Annotated in this window: 18 protein-coding genes; 14 read left to right on the top strand and 4 right to left on the bottom strand. The window is 70.4% G+C overall.

Going from position 1 to position 22039, the window contains the following annotated elements; all coding sequences use genetic code 11:
- The first annotated feature begins 91 nt into the window (after positions 1 to 91).
- From ACGFIK_RS07215 to ACGFIK_RS07180, 8 genes are all read left to right on the top strand, one after another.
- A complete protein-coding gene (locus tag ACGFIK_RS07215; protein WP_393338218.1) occupies positions 92 to 883 on the top strand; it encodes a helix-turn-helix transcriptional regulator in 792 nt (263 codons plus the stop codon).
- Positions 880 to 2310 carry a Fe-S cluster assembly protein SufB gene (gene sufB / locus ACGFIK_RS07210; protein ID WP_357529756.1) on the top strand — a complete coding sequence of 477 codons (1431 nt, stop codon included), beginning with the start codon at positions 880 to 882 and terminating at the stop codon, positions 2308 to 2310. The genes ACGFIK_RS07215 and sufB overlap by 4 nt, the downstream gene beginning before the upstream one ends.
- 77 nt (positions 2311 to 2387) lie before the next feature.
- Positions 2388 to 3530, top strand: coding sequence for a Fe-S cluster assembly protein SufD (sufD, locus tag ACGFIK_RS07205; RefSeq protein ID WP_327024993.1), 1143 nt, complete (start codon positions 2388 to 2390; stop codon positions 3528 to 3530).
- Entirely contained in the window at positions 3530 to 3874 is a 345-nt protein-coding gene (locus ACGFIK_RS07200) for a non-heme iron oxygenase ferredoxin subunit (protein ID WP_393338215.1), read from the top strand. Before sufD ends, ACGFIK_RS07200 begins: the two co-directional genes overlap by 1 nt.
- Positions 3874 to 4647 (top strand): Fe-S cluster assembly ATPase SufC, encoded by a 774-nt coding sequence (gene sufC / locus ACGFIK_RS07195; RefSeq protein WP_327024995.1) that lies wholly within the window; start codon positions 3874 to 3876, stop codon positions 4645 to 4647. The genes ACGFIK_RS07200 and sufC overlap by 1 nt, the downstream gene beginning before the upstream one ends.
- Positions 4648 to 4673: 26 nt before the next feature.
- Positions 4674 to 5978 (top strand): cysteine desulfurase, encoded by a 1305-nt coding sequence (locus ACGFIK_RS07190; RefSeq protein WP_327024996.1) that lies wholly within the window; start codon positions 4674 to 4676, stop codon positions 5976 to 5978.
- A complete protein-coding gene (gene sufU, locus ACGFIK_RS07185; protein ID WP_327024997.1) occupies positions 5978 to 6454 on the top strand; it encodes a Fe-S cluster assembly sulfur transfer protein SufU in 477 nt (158 codons plus the stop codon). Before ACGFIK_RS07190 ends, sufU begins: the two co-directional genes overlap by 1 nt.
- The gene (locus ACGFIK_RS07180; protein ID WP_393338212.1) at positions 6451 to 6873 is read left to right on the top strand and encodes a metal-sulfur cluster assembly factor; all 423 of its coding nucleotides are present in this window, start codon (positions 6451 to 6453) and stop codon (positions 6871 to 6873) included. The genes sufU and ACGFIK_RS07180 overlap by 4 nt, the downstream gene beginning before the upstream one ends.
- A gap of 95 nt (positions 6874 to 6968) precedes the next feature.
- On the opposite strand, the gene ACGFIK_RS07175 is transcribed toward ACGFIK_RS07180, so the two are convergent.
- The gene (locus ACGFIK_RS07175) at positions 6969 to 8837 is read right to left on the bottom strand and encodes a S8 family peptidase (RefSeq protein ID WP_327024999.1); all 1869 of its coding nucleotides are present in this window, start codon (positions 8835 to 8837) and stop codon (positions 6969 to 6971) included.
- Positions 8838 to 9399: 562 nt separating this feature from the next.
- Here ACGFIK_RS07175 and ACGFIK_RS07170 point away from each other — a divergent pair.
- Entirely contained in the window at positions 9400 to 13017 is a 3618-nt protein-coding gene (locus ACGFIK_RS07170; RefSeq protein WP_393338209.1) for a M12 family metallo-peptidase, read from the top strand.
- A 194-nt stretch (positions 13018 to 13211) separates the two neighbouring features.
- Positions 13212 to 13859, top strand: a complete 648-nt coding sequence (locus tag ACGFIK_RS07165; protein WP_327025001.1) for an acVLRF1 family peptidyl-tRNA hydrolase — start codon at positions 13212 to 13214, stop codon at positions 13857 to 13859.
- A 547-nt stretch (positions 13860 to 14406) separates the two neighbouring features.
- On the opposite strand, the gene ACGFIK_RS07160 is transcribed toward ACGFIK_RS07165, so the two are convergent.
- Positions 14407 to 15312 (bottom strand): neutral zinc metallopeptidase, encoded by a 906-nt coding sequence (locus ACGFIK_RS07160; protein ID WP_327025002.1) that lies wholly within the window; start codon positions 15310 to 15312, stop codon positions 14407 to 14409.
- Between the two features lie 245 nt (positions 15313 to 15557).
- On the opposite strand from ACGFIK_RS07160, the gene ACGFIK_RS07155 reads away from it, so the two are divergent.
- The 4 genes from ACGFIK_RS07155 to ACGFIK_RS07140 all read left to right on the top strand — a co-directional run bounded on the left by ACGFIK_RS07155 (position 15558) and on the right by ACGFIK_RS07140 (position 20526).
- Positions 15558 to 17162 carry an ABC-F family ATP-binding cassette domain-containing protein gene (locus ACGFIK_RS07155; RefSeq protein ID WP_327025003.1) on the top strand — a complete coding sequence of 535 codons (1605 nt, stop codon included), beginning with the start codon at positions 15558 to 15560 and terminating at the stop codon, positions 17160 to 17162.
- Positions 17163 to 17374: 212 nt separating this feature from the next.
- On the top strand, positions 17375 to 17602 hold the full coding sequence (locus ACGFIK_RS07150) for a helix-turn-helix domain-containing protein (RefSeq protein ID WP_007072022.1): 228 nt from the start codon (positions 17375 to 17377) through the stop codon (positions 17600 to 17602).
- A gap of 46 nt (positions 17603 to 17648) precedes the next feature.
- Complete coding sequence (locus ACGFIK_RS07145) at positions 17649 to 18416, top strand: enoyl-CoA hydratase/isomerase family protein (protein WP_327025005.1); 768 nt, start codon at positions 17649 to 17651, stop codon at positions 18414 to 18416.
- 142 nt (positions 18417 to 18558) lie between these two features.
- Positions 18559 to 20526, top strand: a complete 1968-nt coding sequence (locus tag ACGFIK_RS07140; protein ID WP_327027044.1) for an ABC transporter ATP-binding protein — start codon at positions 18559 to 18561, stop codon at positions 20524 to 20526.
- 104 nt (positions 20527 to 20630) lie between these two features.
- On the opposite strand, the gene mug is transcribed toward ACGFIK_RS07140, so the two are convergent.
- Positions 20631 to 21239, bottom strand: a complete 609-nt coding sequence (gene mug, locus ACGFIK_RS07135; protein ID WP_393338204.1) for a G/U mismatch-specific DNA glycosylase — start codon at positions 21237 to 21239, stop codon at positions 20631 to 20633.
- Entirely contained in the window at positions 21236 to 21997 is a 762-nt protein-coding gene (locus ACGFIK_RS07130; RefSeq protein WP_357529746.1) for an SDR family oxidoreductase, read from the bottom strand. Before ACGFIK_RS07130 ends, mug begins: the two co-directional genes overlap by 4 nt.
- Positions 21998 to 22039: the final 42 nt, after the last annotated feature.

Here is a 22039-nt window from a genome sequence, read left to right as displayed (position 1 = left end):
TGTTCCCGATCGGGTGACTCCGCCCGATCGGTGGTTCGGATCACCGGTACCCCGTTTGCAGGGCCTGGTTGAATTACGTAACGTGGGCGTTGTGAAAAAGGCGGCAGGGCTCCCTGAGCACCAGCCGGCGGGCGATTCGGCCGCCGGTCGTACGGTGCCGCCCGCCTCCGCCCGCCCGGCCGGCGAGGGTGCTTCCAGCGCCGACCTGTCGACCCGCGACCGGGTCACCCAACTGCTGCTGGAGCGCCGTGCCGCCACCGCGGCCCAACTGGGCGGCGCGCTGGGGCTCAGCCCGGCGGCGATCCGCCGGCACCTCGACGCGATGCTCGCCGACGGCGACGTGATCGCCCGCGAGCAGACCGTACGCGGTCACCGGGGACGGGGCCGACCGGCCAAGGTCTTCCTGCTGACGGACGCCGCCCGTAGCCGCTGTGGCACCCACCACTACGACAACATGGCCACCGCCGCGCTGCGCTGGATCGCGCGCACCGGGGGACCGGAGGCGGTGGAGCAGTTCGCCGCCGAGCAGGTGGCCGCCCTGGAGGCCCGCTGCCGGGCGGCCCTGGCCGACGCCGGGGACGACCCGATGGCCCGCGCGGAGGCACTCGCCGCCGCGCTGACGGCCGAGGGTTACGCTGCCAGTGCGTCCACGATCGCCTCCGGTGGCCAGCTCTGCCAGCACCACTGCCCGGTGGCACACGTGGCCGCCGAGTTTCCCGCGCTGTGCGAGGTCGAGACCACGGTGATCTCCCGCCTGGTCGGCACGCACGTGCAGCGCCTGGCCACCATCGCGCACGGTGACGGGGTGTGCACCACGCACATTCCCGGTTCGCCGCCTGCCCAGTCCGGTATGACCGTCACCACTGTGAGGACAGATAGATGACCGAGCAGATCGTCCAGCCCCTGACCCAGGAGGAGCAGCTAGCCGCCCTGGGCAACTACGAATACGGCTGGGCCGACCCGGACGTCGCCGGGGCTGCGGCCCAGCGTGGCCTCAACGAGGCGGTGGTGCGGGACATCTCGGCCAAGAAGAACGAGCCGGCCTGGATGCTCGACCTGCGGCTGAAGGGCCTGCGGCTGTTCGAGCGCAAGCCGATGCCGGCCTGGGGCGCCGACCTCACCGGGATCGACTTCGACAACATCAAGTACTTCGTCCGGTCCACCGAGAAGCAGGCCACCAGCTGGGAGGACCTGCCCGAGGACATCAAGAACACCTACGACAAGCTGGGCATCCCGGAGGCGGAGAAGCAGCGGCTGGTCGCCGGGGTCGCGGCGCAGTACGAGTCCGAGGTGGTCTACCACAAGATCCGCGAGGACCTGGAGGAGCAGGGTGTCGTCTTCCTGGACACCGACACCGCCCTCAAGGAGCACGAGGACATCTTCAAGGAGTACTTCGGCACGGTGATCCCGGTCGGCGACAACAAGTTCGCCGCCCTGAACACCTCCGTGTGGTCCGGCGGCTCGTTCATCTACGTGCCGAAGGGCGTGCACGTGGAGATCCCGCTGCAGGCCTACTTCCGGATCAACACCGAGAACATGGGCCAGTTCGAGCGGACCCTGATCATCGTCGACGAGGGTGCCTACGTGCACTACGTCGAGGGCTGCACCGCCCCGATCTACTCCTCGGACTCCCTGCACAGCGCGGTCGTCGAGATCATCGTCAAGAAGAACGCCCGCTGCCGCTACACCACCATCCAGAACTGGTCGAACAATGTCTACAACCTGGTCACCAAGCGCGCGGTGTGCCACGAGGGCGCGACCATGGAGTGGATCGACGGCAACATCGGCTCCAAGGTGACCATGAAGTACCCGGCGGTCTACATGACCGGCGAGCACGCCAAGGGCGAGGTGCTCTCGGTGGCCATGGCCGGCGAGGGGCAGCACCAGGACGCCGGCGCCAAGATGGTGCACGCGGCGCCGCACACCAGCAGCACCATCGTGTCCAAGTCGATCGCCCGGGGCGGCGGCCGGACCTCGTACCGGGGCCTGGTGCAGGTGCTGGAGGGTTCGCACAGCAGCGCCAGCACGGTCAAGTGCGACGCCCTGCTGGTGGACACCATCTCCCGCTCGGACACCTACCCGTACGTCGACATCCGTGAGGACGACGTCTCGATGGGGCACGAGGCCACCGTCTCCAAGGTCAGCGAGGACCAGCTCTTCTACCTGATGAGCCGGGGCCTGAGCGAGGACGAGGCGATGGCGATGATCGTGCGTGGCTTCATCGAGCCGATCGCCAAGGAACTGCCGATGGAGTACGCCCTGGAGCTCAACCGCCTGATCGAGCTGCAGATGGAGGGCGCGGTCGGCTGACCCGCCCGGCGGGCCGGTACCTCCGGCCCGCCATCCCAGCACCTTCACCGTCGTCGCAAGAACAGACCAAGGACGAGATGACTATCCAGGCTTCCGCGCCGCCGACCACCAAGTCGCAGGCGCTGCGCTCGTACGACGTCGCCGACTTCCCGGCCCTGACCGGCCTGGAGGAGGAGTGGCGTTTCACCCCGCTCAAGCGGCTGCGCGCTCTGGTCGGTGACGACCGGGTCGCCACCGGCACGGTCCGGCACGAGTACGCCGACCTGCCCGAGGGCGTGACGGTGGAGCGGATCAGCCGCGACGACCAGCGGGTCGGTAGCGTGCTGACCCCCGTCGACCGGGTCAGCGCGCTGGCCTATGGCGGCTTCGAGCAGGCTCTGCTGGTGCGGGTGGCCCAGGACGCGGTGATCAGCGGTCCGGCCCTGCTGCGGGTGGTCGGCGAGGGCAGCGAGGGGGTGGCCTTCGGGCACACCTTCGTCGAGGTGGGCCGGTTCGCCGAGGCGATCCTGGTGCTGGAGCACGTGGGCTCGGCGACCCTGGCCGACAATGTCGAGGTGACCGTCGGGGACGGGGCGAAGCTGACCCTGGTCACGGTCGCCGACTGGGCCGACGACGCCGTGCAGGCCCAGCACCTGAAGGTGAAGCTGGGCCGCGACGCCCGGGTGCTGCACGTGCAGGTGACCCTCGGCGGTGACCTGGTCCGGCAGTACACCACGGTGGAGTACACCGACCGGGGTGGCGAGGCCGAGCTGTACGGGGTCTACTTCGCCGACTCCGGCCAGCACCTGGAGCACCGTCAGCTGGTCGACCACACCGTGCCGGACTGCCGCAGCTACGTCGGCTACCGGGGCGCGTTGCAGGGTGACAGCGCCCGTACGGTCTGGGTGGGTGACGTGCTGATCCGGGCCGAGGCCACCGGCACCGACACATACGAGATCAACCGGAACCTGCTGCTCAGCGACGGTGCCCGGGCGGACTCCGTACCGAACCTGGAGATCGAGACCGGCGAGATCGCCGGCGCCGGCCACGCCAGCGCCACCGGCCGTTTCGACGACGAGCAGCTGTTCTACCTGATGGCCCGGGGCATCCCGGAGGCCGAGGCCCGCCGCCTGGTGGTGCGGGGCTTCTTCGCCGAGCTGCTGAACAAGATCCCGGTCGAGGAGCTGCGCGAGCGGCTGGGGGAGGCCATCGAGGCGCGGCTGGCCAAGGCGGGCGCCTGATGATCCGGATCTGTGCGGTCGAGGATCTGCCGAAGGGCACCGCGATCAGCGCCGACGTCGAGGGCACCCAGATCGCTCTGGTGCACGGTGAGGACGACCGGTTCTACGCCGTGCACGACGAGTGCTCGCACGCCGCCGTGGCCCTCTCCGAGGGCGAGGTGTCCGGCTGCACGCTGGAGTGCTGGCTGCACGGCTCCCGCTTCGATCTGCGTACCGGCGAGCCGACCGGCCTGCCCGCGACCGAACCCGTTCCTGTCTACTCCGTCGAAGTCCGCGACGGCGACATCTACCTTCCCGTGGGCGACGACGGCCGCCCGCAGCCGAGCAATGGAGTGACCCGATAATGAGCACCCTGGAGATCCGTGACCTGCAGGTGTCGGTCAAGCTGCCCGAGGGTGAGCTCAAGCCGATCCTGGCCGGTGTCGACCTGACCGTCCGCTCCGGCGAGACCCACGCCATCATGGGCCCGAACGGCTCCGGCAAGTCGACCCTGGCGTACTCGATCGCCGGGCACCCGAAGTACGAGATCACCGGCGGTTCGGTGACCCTCGACGGTGTCGACGTGCTGGAACTCTCCGTCGACGAGCGGGCCCGGGCCGGTCTCTTCCTGGCCATGCAGTACCCGGTGGAGGTGCCGGGCGTCTCCGTGGCCAACTTCCTGCGTACCGCCAAGACCGCGATCGACGGCGAGGCGCCGAAGCTGCGTACCTGGGGTGCCGAGCTGCGCGGCGCGATGGAGCGGCTGCACATGGACACGGCCTTCGCCCAGCGCAACGTCAACGAGGGCTTCTCCGGCGGCGAGAAGAAGCGGCACGAGATCGTGCAGCTGGAGCTGCTCAAGCCGAAGATCGCCATCCTCGACGAGACCGACTCCGGCCTGGACGTGGACGCCCTGCGGGTGGTCAGCGAGGGGGTGAACCGGGTGCGTGACACCGGTGACACCGGCCTGCTGCTGATCACCCACTACACCCGGATCCTGCGCTACATCAAGCCGGACTTCGTGCACGTCTTCGTGGCCGGCCGGATCGTCGAGCAGGGTGGCCCGGAGCTGGCCGACAAGCTCGAGGAAGAAGGCTACGAGCGGTACGCGGCCGGGGCCGGTTCGGCGCGGGCCTGAGTCCCAAGGAAAGGCTGGTCACGACGATGACCACCATCGCGATCCCGCCGGGGATGCCGCAGTACGACGACCTGCCGCGCTACGACGTGGCGGCGGTACGCGCCGACTTCCCGATCCTGGGGCGGCAGGTCAACGGCCACCCGCTGGTCTACCTGGACAGCGCCAACACCTCGCACAAGCCCCGCCAGGTGCTCGATGCCCTGCGTGAGCACTACGAGCGGCACAACGCCAACGTGTCCCGGTCGGTGCACACCCTGGGCACCGAGGCAACCGAGGGGTACGAGGCGGCGCGGGCGAAGGTGGCCGGCTTCATCAACGCGCCGAGCGTCGACGAGGTGGTGTTCACCAAGAACTCCACCGAGGCGATCAACATCGTGGCGTACGCCTTCTCCAACGCCTCGCTGCGCGCGGACGCGGACGAGCGGTTCCGGCTCGGACCCGGTGACGAGATCGTCATCTCCGAGATGGAGCACCACTCGAACATCGTGCCGTGGCAGTTGCTGGCCGAGCGCACCGGCGCGACCCTGCGCTGGTTCCCGGTCACCGAGCAGGGCCGGCTGGACGAGTCGGGGTTGACGGAGCTGGTCACCGAGCGGACGAAGATCGTCTCGCTGGTGCACATGTCCAACATCCTCGGCACGGTCAACGCCACCGCGCGGATCACCGCCCGGGTGCGTGAGGTCGGCGCGCTGCTGCTGTGGGACTGCTCGCAGTCCGTGCCGCACATGCCGATCGACGTGGTCGACCTGGACGCGGACTTCATCGTCTTCACCGGGCACAAGATGTGCGGTCCGACCGGCATCGGGGTGCTGTGGGGGCGGGGGGAACTGCTCGCCGCGATGCCGCCGGTGCTCGGCGGCGGCTCGATGATCGAGACGGTGAGCCTGGCCGGTTCGACCTTCGCCGCGCCGCCGACCCGGTTCGAGGCGGGCACCCCGCCGATCGCCGAGGCGGTCGCCCTGGGCGCGGCCGTGGACTACCTCACCGCGCTGGACATGCGGGCCATCCAGTGGCACGAGAAGCAGTTGACCGCGTACGCCCTGGATGCTCTGGGTAGCGTGCCCGGCCTGCGGATCTTCGGCCCGGAGGTGCCGGTGGGCCGGGGTGGCACGATCTCCTTCGCCCTCGGCGACGTGCATCCGCACGACGTGGGGCAGGTGCTCGACTCCCTGGGGGTGCAGGTGCGGGTGGGGCACCACTGTGCCCGGCCGGTCTGCACCCGGTTCGGGGTGCCGGCGATGACCCGGGCCTCGTTCTACCTCTACACCACCACGGAGGAGATCGACGCCCTGGTGGCGGGCCTGGAGCAGGTGCGGAAGGTATTCGGCTGATGCAGCTTGAATCGCTCTACCAGGAGATCATCCTGGATCACTACAAGCACCCGCAGGGGCGGGGGCTGCGCGATGCCGCCGACCCGACCGACCGGGTGGCCGAGGCGCACCACGTCAACCCCACCTGTGGTGACGAGGTGACCGTCCGGGTGGCCACCGACGGCGAGGTGCTGCACGACGTGTCGTACGACGGGATGGGCTGTTCGATCAGCCAGGCGTCCGCGAGCGTGCTGCACGAGTTGCTGACCGGCCGGGAGGCGGGGGCGGCGTTCCAGGTGCACGAGGCGTTCGTGGCGCTGATGTCCGGCCGTGGCCAGGTCACGCCGGACGAGGAGGTGCTCGGCGACGGGGTGGCGTTCGAGGGCGTAGCCCGCTATCCCGCCCGGGTCAAGTGCGCGTTGTTGCCGTGGATGGCGTTCAAGGACGCCGCGGCACGCGCCGGTGTGGGCGCGAGCCCGACGGAGGTGAAGGCATGACCGAGGAAACCAGCACGCCGGAGTCGGGCGCCGTGGCGACCGACGCCGCCGCGACGCCCGCCGCCGACGGTGCGGCGACGCCGGCAGCGCGCGGCAAGGCCGCCGTCGCCGACGTCGAGGAGGCCATGAAGGACGTCGTCGACCCGGAGTTGGGCATCAACGTGGTCGACCTCGGCCTGGTGTACGGGGTGCATGTCGACGACGAGAACGTGGCCACCCTGGACATGACCCTGACCTCGGCGGCCTGCCCGCTGACCGATGTGATCGAGGACCAGGCCCGCCAGGCGCTGACCACCGGCCCGGGTGGGGGTCTGGTCAACGACATCCGGATCAACTGGGTCTGGCTGCCGCCGTGGGGACCGGACAAGATCACCGACGAGGGTCGGGACCAGCTCCGTTCCCTCGGCTTCAACGTCTGACGCGTACGCACCAGCGCCCGGAGAGCCGGCTGATGGCCGGATTTCCGGGCGCTGTGCTGTCCGCAGGTCAGTCGCGGACACGGCGTCGGGTCAGGTCACAGGGTCAACCCCCAGCTGTCCAGGTAGCCGGTGTCCAGGGAGGCGGAATCCTGGACCCGCAGCTTCCAGGCACCGTTGGCGGCCTTGCCGGACAGGTTCCGGGTGTAGGTCTGGAAGATGTTGTCGGCGCTGCTGCCGGTGCGGTTGTGCAGCACGTACGCGGTGCCGTCCGGGGCGATGAGCGACACGGTCAGGTCACCGATCCAGGTGTGGTAGATGCGTACCTCGACGATGCTGGTGGCGCTGGCGTTGCGTCCGCATCCGTGGATCACGACGGTGCTCTCGATTGTGGCGTTGTCGTTGATCGGGTGGTCGGTGGCATTGGTCTGGGTGCAGCCGGGCGGACCGTTCACGGTGAGGGCGAAGGTGGCGCCCTGCGAGGTCTCCGGTCCGGTGCCGACCACGGTCAGCGTGTAGAGACCGGGCACGGTCGTGGCGGCGGTGCTCAGGGTCAGCGTGGCGGTGCCACCGGAGGTGACGGCGGCTGGGCTGAAGCCGGCGGTCACCCCGGCCGGCAGGCCGCTGACGCTCAGCGCGACGCTGTGCGGCGTACCGACCGTGGTGGTGGTGTTGACCGTGACCGTGGTCGACCCGCCCGGGGCGACGGCGCCGGCACCCGGGGTGAGCGTGAGGCCGAAGTCCTGGGTGGGCGGCACGATGTTGCCGGTGTAGAGCAGCTTGTTCGGTGAGCCGGTGCCGGGGTTGGTCACCACGTTGTTGGTGGCGTCGTTGACCAGCAGGTCGCGGATCTGCTGCGGGGTGTAGCCGGGGTTGGCGGCCAACGCCAGGGCCGCCGCCCCGGCGACGTGTGGGGCCGCCATCGAGGTGCCGTTGATGGTGTTGGTCGCGGTGTCGCTGCCGATCCAGGCCGAGGTGATGCTGCTGCCCGGGGCGAAGATGTCCAGGCAGGTGCCGAAGTTGGAGTAGCTGGCGCGGGCGTCGGTGTTTGTGGTGGCGCCGACGGTGATCGCGGCCGGGGTGCTGGCCGGCGAGTAGTTGCAGGCGTTGGCGCTGCTGTTGCCGGCCGCGATGGAGTAGACCACGCCGTCGGCGATGGAACGGTTGACCGCGTCGTTGGTGGCCTGGTCGTAGCCGCCGCCGAGGCTCATGTTGGCCACCGCGGGCTCGCCCGGCTGGTGGTCTGCGGTGACCCAGTCGATGCCGGCGATCACCTGCGCGTAGGTGCCGCCGCCGCTGTTGTCCAGGACGCGTACGCCGACCAGGGTGACTCCCTTGGCCACTCCGTACGCGGTGCCGCCGACCGTGCCGGCCACGTGGGTGCCGTGCCCGTTGCCGTCGTCGGCACTGCCGCCGTCGATGGCGTCGAATCCGGTGACCGCCCGCCCGCCGAAGTCGGAGTGGGAGAACCGGATTCCGGTGTCGATGATGTACGCGGTGACACCGGTGCCGTCGTTGGGGTAGGTGAAGCTGTTGTTCAGCGGCAGGGCCCGTTGGTCGACGCGGTCCAGACCCCAGGAGGGGGTGGGGGACTGGGTGCCGGCGATCGATACGGTGCGGTTCTGCTGGACGTACTCGACGGAGGGGTTGGCGGCCAGCCGCTTGGCGGCCCGCTCGGACAGCCGCACCTCGAAGCCGCGCAGCGCGTCGCGGTAGGTGCGGGCGACGCTGCCGCCGTGCTTGTCTGCGAGGGACTTTGCGGTCACCCCGACCTGTGCCCGGCTGACCGCACTGTCCTTCAGCACGACGATGTACGAGCCGGCGACGGCGCTTCGGTCGTCGGCGTGCATGATCCGACCCTGTGCCGGTTCGGCGTTCGCTGGTGCGGCGAACGCCAGGGTGGTGAGCGCCGCGGTAGCGGTGAGTCCGAGGCGCCCGAGGCGCCGTGGTGGCCGGGAGAAGATCATCTCCCGCCTCCTTTCCGATGCACGGCCAGCCTGTTTGTGACAGGCCCACCGGTGACTGTGGAACTGGCTGACATGGATGCTAAGGCCAAAACATCTAGAGATTTAGATATGTGATTTAGCTTGCCTATCCCGTACTCTGGGTCGGTTGTCATCCAGGATCTCCGGTAGGCAGCCGTTAACACGATAGAAATCACGGCGATTTCCATCGCCGTCCGAAAGGTTTACGCGATGCAAGCGTTTTGGTCTTGCGTCGAAGCTGGTCGACGCGGAGGCTCCACATAGGGTGGTCCGCTCCCGATGCTGCGGCCCGGCGGGTAGCAGGTGGACTGGCGGCCAGTTTCTGCCCTGTTCAGGGGATGTTTGACTCTCGCTGTCCGCTTAGGGTGCTGTCAGATCCGTAGATCATTCATGCCTGTCCCGTGGACCCGGGCGGGCGTGACCGGTCTCACCCCTCCATCAACAGGGAGCTGACTTGAGGACCCTCCTCACCCACCCAACGGGTGGTCGGTCGACCCACGGCCGGCCACGTCGTGGTCGCCTGGCCGCATTCCTGGCAACCGTGATGACCGCGGCGTTGCTGCCGGTCCTGGCGGCACCGGCGCCCGCTTCCGCAGCACCCTCTGCCGAGGGACCGTGGCGGAAGGTCGACGGCAAGCCCGCGGCCACCAAGTCCGGCCGGGCGGCCGCGATCAAGGCGAACCGGCTCAGTGCCTACACTCTCGACCGTGCCGGCATCAAGGGCGTGCTGGACCAGGCCCCGACGGAGAACCGCCGGGCGTTGCGCCAGCTCAAGAAGGTGGTGTCACTGCCCGCGCCGGATGGCACCTTCCAGCGCTTCGAGCTGGTCAAGTCGCCGGTGATGGAGGCCGGCCTGGCCGCCAAGCATCCGGAGATCACCACGTACGCGGGTAAGGGCCTGGACGACCCGACCGCGACGATCCGGGCGGACCTCACCCCGCTCGGCTTCCACGCCTCGATCCGCTCGGCCGAAGGCGCCTGGTACATCGACCCCCTCTACGAGCGCGACCAGAGCCTGTACGCGAGCTACTTCGCCCGGGACCTGGAGGACCGGCACGGCGACTTCGTCGAGCGGGAGGACGTCGAGACGGCGGCCCACGCCCTGCACGACGAGATCCACGAGGCGCTCGACGAGCCGGTGGCCGGCCCGCGAGTGAACCTGCGCACCTACCGCCTCGCGTTCGTCACCGACCCGACGTACGCCAACTACTTCGGTGCGGAGAACGTGACCGCGGCGAAGGTGACGTTGATCAACCGGGTGAACCAGATCTACGAGGACGAGACCGCCATCCGGCTCGTCCTGGTCAACGACACTGACAAGACCAACCTGAACACCCCGGCCCTGGCCACCGAGCCGAACGGCCCGTGCGGCTCGGCGCCGTGCTACACCCCGGCCCAGGTCGCCGGGTGCAGCGGCGGCCTGCTGAACCGCAACCGGATCGTGCTCGGCCAGATCATCGGCGCCAGTAATTACGACGTCGGCCACATCGGCCTCGGCCTCAGCGGCGGCGGCATCGCCGGTCTCGGCGTGGTCGGCGGCGACGGCAAGGCCCGTGGCTGCACCGGTCTGCCGAACCCGGTCGGTGACTACTTCGCGGTCGACTACGTGGCACACGAGATCGGTCACCAGTTCGCCGGCAACCACACCTTCAACGGAAACCAGCACAACTGCTCCGGCGGCAACCGCAGCGCGGCCAACTCGTACGAGCCGGGCAGCGGTTCGTCGATCATGGCGTACGCCGGCATCTGCCGGCAGGACAACCTCCAGCCGCACACCGACCCGTACTGGTCGCACCGCACCTTCACCGAGATCACGAACTTCGTGACCGCGAACCGGCCGGCCATCAACGAGGTGCAGACGGTGTCGTTGGTCGACTTCGACACCAACGGCGACTCGTTCACCGTCAACTACGGTGGCGTCGACTCGGCGCCGATCGTGCGCGGGGTCAACTACACCACCGCCGGGATCAAGGCGGCGATCGAGTCCATCGCCGGTTGGCCGGCGGGGGCCACGGTCAACGTGGCCGCCTTCGGTGGCAGCGGCACGCTCAACGACACCGGCTTCCAGGTCACCTTCACCGGCGCCCTGGCCGCCACCAACGTCGCCCCGCTCACCCTGACCAACCTCAACGAGGTCACCGGCTTCGTCGGCGAGACCGCCAAGGGTGGTGCCATCGACAACGGTGGGTACCTGGTCGAGCAGACCGCCAACCACGCTCCCGTGGTCACCGTGCCGGCCAACGTCACCATCCCGGTGCGTACCCCGTTCGCCCTCACCGGCAGCGCCACCGACGTCGACGGTGACACACTCACCTACCTGTGGGAGCAGAACGACCGGGGCGGCAGCGCCGGTACCGCGCTGATGAACAACACCAAGACCAACGGCCCGCTGTTCCGGGTCTTCGGCGAGCCGGCGTGGGTGTCCCCGGAGGACGCGCTGAAGTACCACTCGCCGGGCCAGAACGCGGTGACCACGAACTCCACCCGGGTCTTCCCGGACATGTTGCAGATCCTGGTGGGCAACACCAACGCCAAGACTGGTGCCTGCCCGACCGCTCCGGCCCCGCCGACCAGCGGTAGCGCCTCGAACGTCCCGCCGGAGATCCTGGACTGCTACTCGGAGTTCCTGCCCACCCGCGACTGGGTCGGCTTCAACAACGACCGTACGCTGAACTTCAAGCTCACCGCCCGCGACGGTCGCCTCGGCGGTGGCGGCGTCGGCAGCGCCAACGTCGCGCTGACCCTGGCGCCGGACGCCGGGCCGTTCCTGGTCACCTCGCAGGCCGCCGCCACCACCGTCGACGGTGGCTCGGCGCAGGCCGTGACCTGGGACGTCGCCGGCACCGACGCGGCACCGGTGAACACCGGCAACGTGAAGATCACGCTGTCGGTCAACGGTGGCGAGACGTTCCCGTACGTGCTGGCCGAGAGCACCCCGAACACCGGTACCGCGACGGTGAACCTGCCGAACGTGGCCACCGACAAGGCCCGGATCAAGATCGAGGCGGTCGGCAACGTCTTCTTCGCCGTCAACGACGCCGAGTTCACCATCCGGTCTGCGCCCGAGGTGTCCCACGACGCCCCGGCCGGCGGGGTCAGCGTGCAGTACAGCGACGCGCTCGCGCCGACGGTGACGATCCGGGCGACCGACGGCGACACCGCCGGTTCGGCGCTCACCGCCTCCGCCACCGGCCTGCCGGCCGGTCTGGTGCTGACCGTGGGCGCCACCTCCGGTGCGGACACCCGACCCGGCACCCGCACCTGGACGGTCACCGGCACCACTGCGGCGGCACCGGGTGACTACCCGGTCACCGTCACCGTGACCGACGGCTCCGGCCTGGTCGGCAACACCGCGTTCACCATCCGGGTGACCCCGGAGAACGCGGCGGCCACCTGGGCCGGGGACACCCTGGTGAGCACCGTGACCAACGGTGCCGCCGGCAGCGCGCTGCTGCGGACCGTCCTGCGGGACAGCTCGGTGCTCCCGTCGACGACCGACACCACCGCCGGCGACCTGCGCAACGCCACGGTCACCTTCACCGCGAGCGGTGCGACCCTCTGCACCGCTGCGGTGCAGTTGCTCGGCACGGCCACCACCACCGGCTCGGCGGCCTGCACGGCCACCCTGCCGGCGGGCACCCACACCGTCACCGCGACGGTCGGCGGCCACTACACCGGCAGCACCACCGCCACGGTGCGGGTGGCCGTCTCCGACGGCGGCTTCCTCACCGGTGGTGGCCACTTCACCGCCGGTCGGTCCGCCGGGGCCTACCCGGCCGACCGGAACTCGAAGGTCTCGGTGGAGCTGAACGCCAAGCCGGCCACGAGCAAGAAGGCCGCCTCCGGCAAGGCCGACATCGAGTTCCGCTCCGGTGGCAAGACCTACACGATCAAGGCCACCACGGTCGCCGGCGGTGGGATCACCTCCGCCGGTAAGCGGGCCGACCTGCGCTACCAGGCCAGCCTGTACGACAGCAAGGGCAAGCTGGTCGCCAGCGGCCTGACGCTGGCGGTGACGGTGACCGACCGGGGCGCCCCCGGGCGCAACGACTCCGTCGGGCTCACCCTGTGGCAGGGCGGTGTCCTGCTCTCCTCGTCCGACTGGACGGGCACGGGGACCGGCGAGGTCAACCTGACCGGCGGCAACCTCACGGTGCACTGACCGACGGTTGACTGACGCGGGAGGACACCACCTCAGGTGTCCTCCCGCTTTCCGTTTCCCGGTCGGCGTCCCCGGCCCGTCCGGCAGGAGACCAGGGCTGTCACGCCGGCACCCCGGCGCGGAGTTCGGCGTGCCTCAGCGGCCGAGGCCGTCCCGCCTGCCGGGGCCGCCGCGCGGTGTCGTACGGTCGAGGCATGAGCAGCCGACCCGCCGCCGGAGGTGGCCGGTGGGTCGAGGTCGACCCGGCCCGCGTCGCGCGCTGGGTCGCCGGCTTCGCCGAGCGACACGGCCAGCCGACCATCGGAATCGAGGAGTACGGCCTGCTGCTGTCGGCGCCGGACGGCGCCACCGCCGAACTGCACACCCCACCGGGAGCACCCGCCACCGAGGACCTGGAGGCCTTCGTCGCCCAGGCCGTGGCGTCCCGCCGGATCGGCTTGCTGCTGGCCCGCAAGAGCGCGGTCGCGGTCGGCATCGCCGAGGGGGAGCGGCTACCGGTGCACAAGGTGGACACCCGGTACGTGCAGGGGCGTACCGCCGCCGGCGGCTGGTCGCAGCAGCGGTTCGCCCGCCGCCGGGACAACCAGGCGAAGGCGGCCCTGGCCGAGGCGGCGGATCTGGCGGTGCGGCTGCTGCTGCCGGAGGCCGACCGCCTGGCCGCCCTGGTCGTCGGCGGTGACCGGCGGACGGTGGACGGGATCCTCGCCGACCGCAGACTGGCCCCGCTGGCCGCGTTACGCGCCGAGCGGCTGCTCGACGTTCCCGAGCCCCGATACGCGGTACTCCAGGACGCGGCTACCGCCGCCCGTGCAGTCCGCATCCTCGTCCGCGACCCCGCCTGACCGCACAACGACGGCGGCGATTCTGCTGAACGGCGGAAGATGAGGGTGGCCTCGCTGGTACCCGTGACGGCTGGCTTGCCATGATCGAACCGGGGGGTTGAGGCGTGCCACGAAACTGGACGGCGGCTACGGCAGACGCGCATCGAGAAATGACGGGCCTTCCTGGCTGCTCCGTTGGCTCTGCTGATCCTCGCGGTGTCCGGCGGGTGCCAGTGGCCACCCTCGATCGTGTACGTCACGGTTACCGATCCGGTCTGGTCGAGCGACGGGTGGGTGTACTTCCTGCGGGAAGAGGCATCCAACGGCAGGCAGTGTGGCGGCAGCAGTCGACACAGCTGTCCGGGGAACGTGTTCTGGATCAAGCTGCTCCCACGTCGGTCTGCGGCGGCGGATGGTGAGGAGGCGTACCATCCCAGTTCGTCACCGGATGGCAAGAGCTTCGTCTATGTCGAAGACCTTCGTCGGCTGAAGTTCGGCTCACTTCCTGCCGTCGCATAGCTGGTTCAGTGGGGGTGTCGGACACCGTTCGACACCCCCACCCCAGATGTCAGACCGCGCCGCTGAAGGTGTCGCAGGTGGCCGGGTCGCCGCTTTCGTAGCCCCGGTTGAACCAGCGCTTGCGGTCGGCCGAGGAGCCGTGGGTGAACTCGTCCGGGTTCACCGGCCGGTTGGCCCGCTCGGAGATGGCGTCGTCGCCGATCGCCTCGGCGGTGTCGATGGCCTCGGCGATGTCCCGCTCGGTGATGCTGGTGAAGATCTTCTGACCCTGCTCGTCGGCGGTGCCGGTGGCGTTCTTGGCCCAGGCGCCCGCGAAACAGTCGGCCTGCAACTCCAGCCGTACGGACAGCTCGTTGGCCGCTCCCGGGTCGCGCTGCTGGGCGCGGCGGACCTGCTCGTTGGTGCCGAGCAGGTTCTGCACGTGGTGGCCGTACTCGTGGGCCAGCACGTACGGCTGGGCGAACTCGCCGGTGGCGCCGAGTTGCCCGGCCAGCACCTCGTAGAAGCTCAGGTCGATGTAGACCAGGGAGTCGGCCGGGCAGTAGAAGGGTCCGACCCCGGAGTCGGCCGAGCCGCAGGCGGTGTTGACGGCCTGGTCGAAGAAGACCGTACGGGTGGGCCGGTACTGCTCACCGAAGGCCTCCGGCAGGGCGGTACGCCAGTACGCCTGGATCGAGTTGACGTACAGGTTGTTGCGGCAGTCCAGGTGCTCCAACGCGTCCGGGGCCTCGCAGCGCTGCTCCAGCGCGGTGTTGTCGCCCTCCTCGCCGGTCATCGCGTTCAGGCCGAAACCGCCGCCGACCAGGGCCACCAGGACGGCGATGACGATCCCGACGATGCCGCCGCGCCCGCCGCCGGTCGGGAGGGGGATGCCCATCCCTCCGCCTCCGCCTCCGCTGCCCCGCCGGTCGTCGATCTGGCTGGTGTCGATGCGGGCGTTCTCGTTCAGCTCCATGATGACCCCGATCGGTCGGTGATCAGTTTGATGGTCGCGGTGCCGGAGACAGGCCCCGGTGGGCGATCCGGTACCCGACGATCTTGGTTGATAATCCCCGGTGCCCATCCAGCGGGGCCCGGTACACTTGTCGCCGTGCTGCTCTGCGAAGGCTGAACGCCCCGCGCCGACGGGTCACCGAGATCCGCCGGCGCTTTCGTGTGCCCTGAGTCAGCCCTTCGGATCCCGAGAGCGAGTACCCCGACATGATCACTGCCAGCGGCCTGGAACTGCGCGCCGGCGCCCGGATCCTGCTGTCCGACACCACCCTGCGGGTGCAGCCCGGTGACCGGATCGGCCTGGTCGGCCGCAACGGCGCCGGCAAGACCACCACGCTGAAGGTGCTGGCCGGTGAGGGCCAGCCGTACGCCGGGCAGGTCGACCGGCGCAGCCCGGTCGGCTATCTGCCGCAGGATCCGCGTACCGGCGATCTGGAGGTCACCGGCCGCGACCGGGTGCTCTCCGCGCGGGGCCTGGACGTCCTGATGGCCGGCATGCAGGAGCTGGAGGCCAAGCTCGCCGACGGCGGCGACGAGAAGCTGGTCCGCCGCTACGGCGCGCTGGAGGACCAGTTCGCCGCCCTGGGTGGGTACGCCGCCGAGGCCGAGGCGGCCCGGATCTGCGCCAACCTCGGGTTGCCCGACCGGGCCCTGGCACAGACCATCGGCACCCTCTCCGGCGGTCAGCGCCGCCGCATCGAGCTGGCCCGGATCCTGTTCCGTGACGCCGGCGACAACGGCGGCGGCATCCTGCTGCTCGACGAGCCCACCAATCACCTCGACGCCGACTCGATCACCTGGCTGCGCGGCTTCCTCGCCAACCACAAGGGCGGGCTGGTGGTCATCTCCCACGATGGTGACCTGCTGGAATCGGTCGTCAACAAGGTCTGGTTCCTCGACGCCACCCGGTCCGTGGTCGACGTCTACAACCTGGGCTGGAAGGCGTACCTGGAGGCGCGGGAGACCGACGAGCGGCGTCGCCGCCGGGAGCGGGCCAACGCCGAGAAGAAGGCCGGGGCGCTGATGGCCCAGGCGGACAAGATGCGGGCCAAGGCCACCAAGACCGTCGCCGCGCAGAACATGGCCCGCCGGGCCGAGCGGCTGATGTCCGGCCTGGAGGAGGTACGCGTCTCCGACAAGGTGGCCAAGGTGCGCTTCCCCGCCCCGGCCCCCTGCGGCAAGACCCCGCTGACCGCGACCGGCCTGTCCAAGTCGTACGGGTCCCTGGAGATCTTCACCGACGTCAACGTGGCGGTGGACCGGGGTTCCCGGGTGGCCATCCTCGGGCTCAACGGCGCCGGCAAGACGACCCTGCTGCGGATGCTCGGGGGTCTGCTGGAGCCGGACACCGGCGAGGTGCACCCCGGGCACGGGCTGCGGCTGGGCTACTACGCCCAGGAGCACGAGACCCTGGACGTGACCCGGACCGTACTGGAGAACATGCGGGCCGCGTCGATCGAGCAGACCGACACCGAGCTGCGCAAGATCCTCGGGGCCTTCCTCTTCTCCGGCGAGGACGTGGACAAGCCCGCCGGGGTGCTCTCCGGCGGGGAGAAGACCCGACTGGCCCTGGCCACCCTGGTCTGCTCCGGCGCCAACGTGCTGCTGCTCGACGAGCCGACCAACAACCTGGACCCGGTCAGCCGGGAACAGGTCCTCGACGCCATCGCCCGCTATCCCGGCGCGATCGTCCTGGTCACCCACGACCCGGGCGCCGTGCTGGCGCTCAAGCCGGACCGCGCCATCCTGCTGCCGGACGGCGACGAGGACGCCTGGAGCGACGACCTCCTGGAACTCGTCGAACTGGCGTAGCGTAACTGGATCACTGCGGCAGGTGATTGTCGGAGTTCGCGGCCGAGGGGCGGGTGAGCTGGTGCTGCCCTGGCTGGCGTCACCTATCGGGAAGCTGACATTGCATAGCGTGTCGGTTGGCGAATAGTTGATATCTGGCGCATGATCGTTCGAGACGGTCTAATAGGTGGGACCGTATCCGAACCGCACAGTCTGGGACGTGAGGACACAGCATGGCAGCCACGGGCACAGCCACCAGCACTGAGAAGGGTCGCCGGATCGTCGGAGCCGAGCGTCAGACGCTCGCCAAGGACCTCGTCAAGCGGTACACCGGGGGAGAGAGCATTCGTGCTCTCGCGGCCTCAACCGGCCGTTCCTACGGATTCATCCACCGGGTACTCACCGAGTCCGGGGTGCAGCTGCGGCAGCGCGGCGGCGCTCGGCGCCGGAAGAAGGCGTGACGCGCCGGTCCACGGCGCCCACCATCGCCGTGACCCGGGCCGCCCGGTGACCGCCGAGGCGACCGGGGTCCGGCTGGAATGCGACGGGCCGGTGGCCACAGTCACCCTGTGCCGGCCCGACGTGCTCAACGCGCAGACCCCGGCGATGTGGCGCGCGATGAGCGAATTCTCCCGGGTCCTGCCCGGCGATGTACGCGTCGTGATCCTCCGTGGGGAGGGGCGGGCGTTCTCGGCGGGACTGGACCTGTCGACAGCCGGCGCCTCCGGCCCGGACTCCTTCGCCGAGCTGGCCGCCCTGCCGGAGTCGGAGTGCGCCGACCAGATCGCCGGTTACCAGGCCGCTTTCACCTGGCTGCACCGGCCGGACATCATCTCCATCGCCGCCGTGCAGGGGCACGCCATCGGTGCCGGCTTCCAGCTGGCCCTCGCCTGCGACCTGCGGGTACTGGCCACGGACGCCAAGCTGTCCATGGCCGAGGCGACCATCGGGCTGGTGCCGGACCTGGCCGGCACCAAACGCCTGGTCGAGTTGGTCGGCTACAGCCGGGCGCTGGAGATCTGCGCCACCGGCCGGCGGATGGACGCCGCCGAGGCGGACCGTATCGGCCTGGCCACCCTGGTGGTGCCCAACGACGAGCTTGACGGCGCGGTACGCGACCTCGCCGCGGGCCTGCTCGCCAACGACCGTAACGCGGTCGTGGAGATCAAGGCCCTGCTCGCCGGGGCGGGCGGCCGAAGCCACGCCGAGCAGCAGCGGGCCGAGCGGGAGGCGCAGACCCGACGGTTGCGTGATCTCACCGGGCGCGGCGAATAGTCGGCGAGAATAGTAAGGACCGATCGGGAAGTACCGGGTTACTTACGAGGTTGTCGTAGGCATCGGGAGAATTGACCCGACGGCAGATCGACTGACGATTCGATCGCCAGTGACGACCCGGAGGTGACGCTTGTCCAACCACATGGCCAGCGGCGGTTGGGGCATGCTCCGGTCGATGCGCAGTCGCGACGAGATCTCCACCCACCGCCTCAAGCGGGGGGTGGCCCGGCGGATCGTCGCGTTCGCCCAGCCCTACCGCCGCGACATCATCGTGTTCCTGCTGACGGTGATCGTCGCAGCGGTGATCGGGGTGGCCACCCCGCTGCTGGCCGGTGACGTGATCGACGCCATCACCCGGGGCGGCCCCGAGGGTGGGTCCGTGGTGATCCGGCTGGCCCTGTTCATCGCCGGGCTGGCCGTCGCCGACGCGTTGCTCTCGCTGGCCCAACGGTGGTATTCGGCGCGCATCGGCGAGGGCATCATCCTGGACCTGCGTACCCGGGTCTACGACCACGTGCAGCGGATGCCGCTGCAGTTCTTCACCCGCACCCAGACCGGTGCCCTGGTCAGCCGGCTCAACAACGACGTGCTGGGCGCCCAGCGGGCCTTCACCTCGACCCTGTCCGGGGTGGTCAGCAACGTGATCCAGTTGCTGCTCACCGCCGCGGTGATGTTCACCCTGTCCTGGCAGATCACCGCGCTGTCGCTGGTGCTGCTGCCGGTGTTCATCATCCCCGCCCGCCGGGTCGGGCGGCGGCTGGCCGAGATCACCCGCGAGTCGTACAACCTGGACGCCAAGATGAACGCCACCATGACCGAGCGGTTCGGGGTGTCGGGCGCACTGCTGGTCAAGCTGTTCGGCCGGCCGGAGGCCGAGGCCGACCGGTTCGCCCGCCGCGCCGAGCGGGTACGCGACATCGGCATCCAGTCGGCGATGTACTCCCGGACCTTCTTCGTGGCGATGATGCTGGTGGCCTCGTTGGCCCAGGCGCTCACCTACGGCCTGGGTGGCTGGCTGGCGGTCCGGGGTGACGTCAGCGCCGGCACGGTGGTCACCCTCGCGCTGCTGCTCACCCGGCTCTACGGTCCGCTGACCGCGCTGAGCAACGTCCGGGTTGACGTGATGAGCGCCCTGGTCTCCTTCGACCGGGTCTTCGAGGTGCTCGACCTGAAGCCGGCGATCACCGAACGACCCGACGCGGTGCCGGTGCCCAAGGGCGCGGGCAAGGTGGAGTTCCGCGACGTGCGGTTCCGCTACCCGAGCGCGGCGGAGATCTCGCTGGCCTCCCTGGAGGAGGTCGCCACCCTGGACCGGACGATCAACGACCCGGTGCTCAAGGGCGTCTCGTTCACGGTCGAGCCGGGCCAGATGGTGGCCCTGGTCGGCCCCTCCGGTGCCGGCAAGTCCACCCTGTCCATGCTGATCTCCCGCATCTACGACGTCACCGACGGGCAGGTGCTGGTCGGTGGGGTGGACGTGCGGGACGCCACCCTGCCCTCCCTGCGCGACGAGATCGGCGTGGTCACCCAGGATTCCCACCTGTTCCACGAGACCATCGCGGAGAACCTGCGGTACGCCAAGCCCGACGCCACCGACGAGGAACTGTGGGCCGCCCTGGCCGGCGCCCAGGTGGCCGACCTGGTCCGGTCCCTGCCCGACGGGCTGGACACCACGGTGGGGGAGCGGGGCTACCGCTTCTCCGGCGGGGAGAAGCAGCGCATCGCCATCGCCCGGCTGCTGCTCAAGGCACCCTCGATCGTCATCCTCGACGAGGCCACCGCCCACCTGGACTCCGAGAGCGAGGCGGCCGTGCAGCGGGCGCTGTCGGTGGCGCTGACCGGACGCACCGCCCTGGTGATCGCCCACCGGCTCTCCACCGTCCGCGACGCGGACCAGATCCTGGTTCTGGACGGGGGGCGGATCGTCGAGCGGGGCCGGCACGAGGAACTGGTCGCGGTCGGCGGCCTCTACGCCGAGCTGTACCGCACCCAGTTCGCGCTGGCCGACTCGCCCAGCCCGTACGCCGATGCCGCCCACCCGGAGCCGGTCGTCATCCCCACCCGCGAGTACCTGGCCGACGAAGCCCTGCCGCCCGCCGCCGCCAACTGACCACCCCGGCGGGCTACCACCCCGATCGCCCGCCGCCAACCGAGCCCCGCCTGGCTGTCCGTCGGCCGCCGCCAGCGGATCCGCCGGGCTACCGGCCCGGCGGGTTACTCGGTGGCCGCTTCGCGGAGGGCGGCGAAGGCGGCGGCCAGGGTCTGCGGGGTGTAGTGGGCGTTCAGGCCGCTAGGGTTGGGCAACACCCAGAGCCGGGCGTCGGCCAGCGGCTCGGGCTGCCGACCGAAGGTCGCCCTGGGTCGGGCGAACCCCACCCGGTAGGCGGTCACCCCGACCACGGCCACCCAGCGGGGCCGGTACCGGGCCACCTTCTCGGTCAACTCCCGGGCCCCGGCCACCAGTTCGGCTGCGGTCAGCTCGTCGGCCCGGGCGCTGGCCCGGGCGACGATGTTGGTGATGCCCAGCCCCAGTGCGGGCAGGGTGTCCTGCTCGCTGGGGTGCAGCAGGCGGGGGGTGAACCCGCTGCGGTGCAGGGCCGGCCAGAACCGGTTGCCCGGGCGGGCGAAGTGCCAACCGGTGGCCGCCGACCACAGCCCCGGGTTGATGCCGACGAACAGCACCTCCAGGCCGGGGCGGATGACATCCGGCAGGGTCTTGTCCACGGCCGCGGCCAGTTCCTCCCGGCTGGGGCGCGGATTCGGGCGGGGGGCCACCGCCGCACCCGGCTCGGTGACCCCCTCGGCGGGCGGTTCGACGGTCACAGGCCGCGCAGCGCGCCGCCGTCGACCGGGAGGGTGATCCCGGTGAGGTAGCTGGCCGCGGGGGAGAGCACGAAGGCGGCGACCCGCCCGAACTCGACCGGGTCGCCGATGCGCCGCAGCGGGATGCCGGCCTCCGCTTCGGCGCGGGCCCGCTCCGGGTCGCCACTGGCGGCGAAGAGTTCCCGGTTGCGGTCGGTGAGGATGCGCCCCGGCAGCAGGCCGACCACCCGTACCCCACGCGGGCCGTACTCGTCGGCGACATCCTTGGCCACCCCGGCCAGGCCGGGTCGCAGGCCGTTGGAGATGCCCAGGCCGGGCACCGGCCCCCGGGCCGAGGTGGAGAGCACCAGAGCGATCGCACCCCCCTCGGGCAGCGCGGTGGCCACCGTCCGCACCATCCGTACGCTGCCCAGAAAGACCGTCTCGAAGGCGTGTCGCCACTGGTCGTCCTCGATGGAGGCGGCGCTGCCCGGGGTGGGCCCGCCCACCGACACCAGGGCCCCGTCCAGCCGGCCGAAGTGCTGGTGCGCGGCCTCCACCAGCCGGCCGGGGGTGGTCGGGTCGGCCAGATCGGCGGTGATGCCGACCGCCCGGTCCGGCCCGCCCAGGGCGGCGGTCGCCGCGGCCACCTCGTCGGCACGCCGGGCCGAGATCACCACCCGGGCACCGTCGGCGACCAGGCACTGCGCGGTGGCGTAGCCGAGGCCGCGGGAGGCGCCGGTGAGCACGTACACCCGGTCGGTCAATCCCAGATCCATACCGCCGATCCTGCCGCAGCGGGTCCCCGGCAAGCATCCGGG

Source organism: Micromonospora sp. NPDC048871 (genome assembly GCF_043198155.1).
GTDB lineage: Bacteria > Actinomycetota > Actinomycetes > Mycobacteriales > Micromonosporaceae > Micromonospora.
This window is presented reverse-complemented; position numbering and strand designations above follow the sequence as displayed.

What these genes read in the sequence shown, in the direction of transcription:
- sufB (WP_357529756.1), top strand. Translation starts at nt 880, where the DNA reads ATGACCGAGCAGATCGTCCAGCCCCTGACCCAGGAGGAGCAGCTAGCC.
- sufD (WP_327024993.1), top strand. Translation starts at nt 2,388, where the DNA reads ATGACTATCCAGGCTTCCGCGCCGCCGACCACCAAGTCGCAGGCGCTG.
- ACGFIK_RS07200 (WP_393338215.1), top strand. Translation starts at nt 3,530, where the DNA reads ATGATCCGGATCTGTGCGGTCGAGGATCTGCCGAAGGGCACCGCGATC.
- sufC (WP_327024995.1), top strand. Translation starts at nt 3,874, where the DNA reads ATGAGCACCCTGGAGATCCGTGACCTGCAGGTGTCGGTCAAGCTGCCC.
- ACGFIK_RS07190 (WP_327024996.1), top strand. Translation starts at nt 4,674, where the DNA reads ATGACCACCATCGCGATCCCGCCGGGGATGCCGCAGTACGACGACCTG.
- sufU (WP_327024997.1), top strand. Translation starts at nt 5,978, where the DNA reads ATGCAGCTTGAATCGCTCTACCAGGAGATCATCCTGGATCACTACAAG.
- ACGFIK_RS07180 (WP_393338212.1), top strand. Translation starts at nt 6,451, where the DNA reads ATGACCGAGGAAACCAGCACGCCGGAGTCGGGCGCCGTGGCGACCGAC.
- ACGFIK_RS07175 (WP_327024999.1), bottom strand. Translation starts at nt 8,837, where the DNA reads ATGATCTTCTCCCGGCCACCACGGCGCCTCGGGCGCCTCGGACTCACC.
- ACGFIK_RS07170 (WP_393338209.1), top strand. Translation starts at nt 9,400, where the DNA reads ATGACCGCGGCGTTGCTGCCGGTCCTGGCGGCACCGGCGCCCGCTTCC.
- ACGFIK_RS07165 (WP_327025001.1), top strand. Translation starts at nt 13,212, where the DNA reads ATGAGCAGCCGACCCGCCGCCGGAGGTGGCCGGTGGGTCGAGGTCGAC.
- ACGFIK_RS07160 (WP_327025002.1), bottom strand. Translation starts at nt 15,312, where the DNA reads ATGGAGCTGAACGAGAACGCCCGCATCGACACCAGCCAGATCGACGAC.
- ACGFIK_RS07155 (WP_327025003.1), top strand. Translation starts at nt 15,558, where the DNA reads ATGATCACTGCCAGCGGCCTGGAACTGCGCGCCGGCGCCCGGATCCTG.
- ACGFIK_RS07150 (WP_007072022.1), top strand. Translation starts at nt 17,375, where the DNA reads ATGGCAGCCACGGGCACAGCCACCAGCACTGAGAAGGGTCGCCGGATC.
- ACGFIK_RS07140 (WP_327027044.1), top strand. Translation starts at nt 18,559, where the DNA reads ATGGCCAGCGGCGGTTGGGGCATGCTCCGGTCGATGCGCAGTCGCGAC.
- ACGFIK_RS07130 (WP_357529746.1), bottom strand. Translation starts at nt 21,997, where the DNA reads ATGGATCTGGGATTGACCGACCGGGTGTACGTGCTCACCGGCGCCTCC.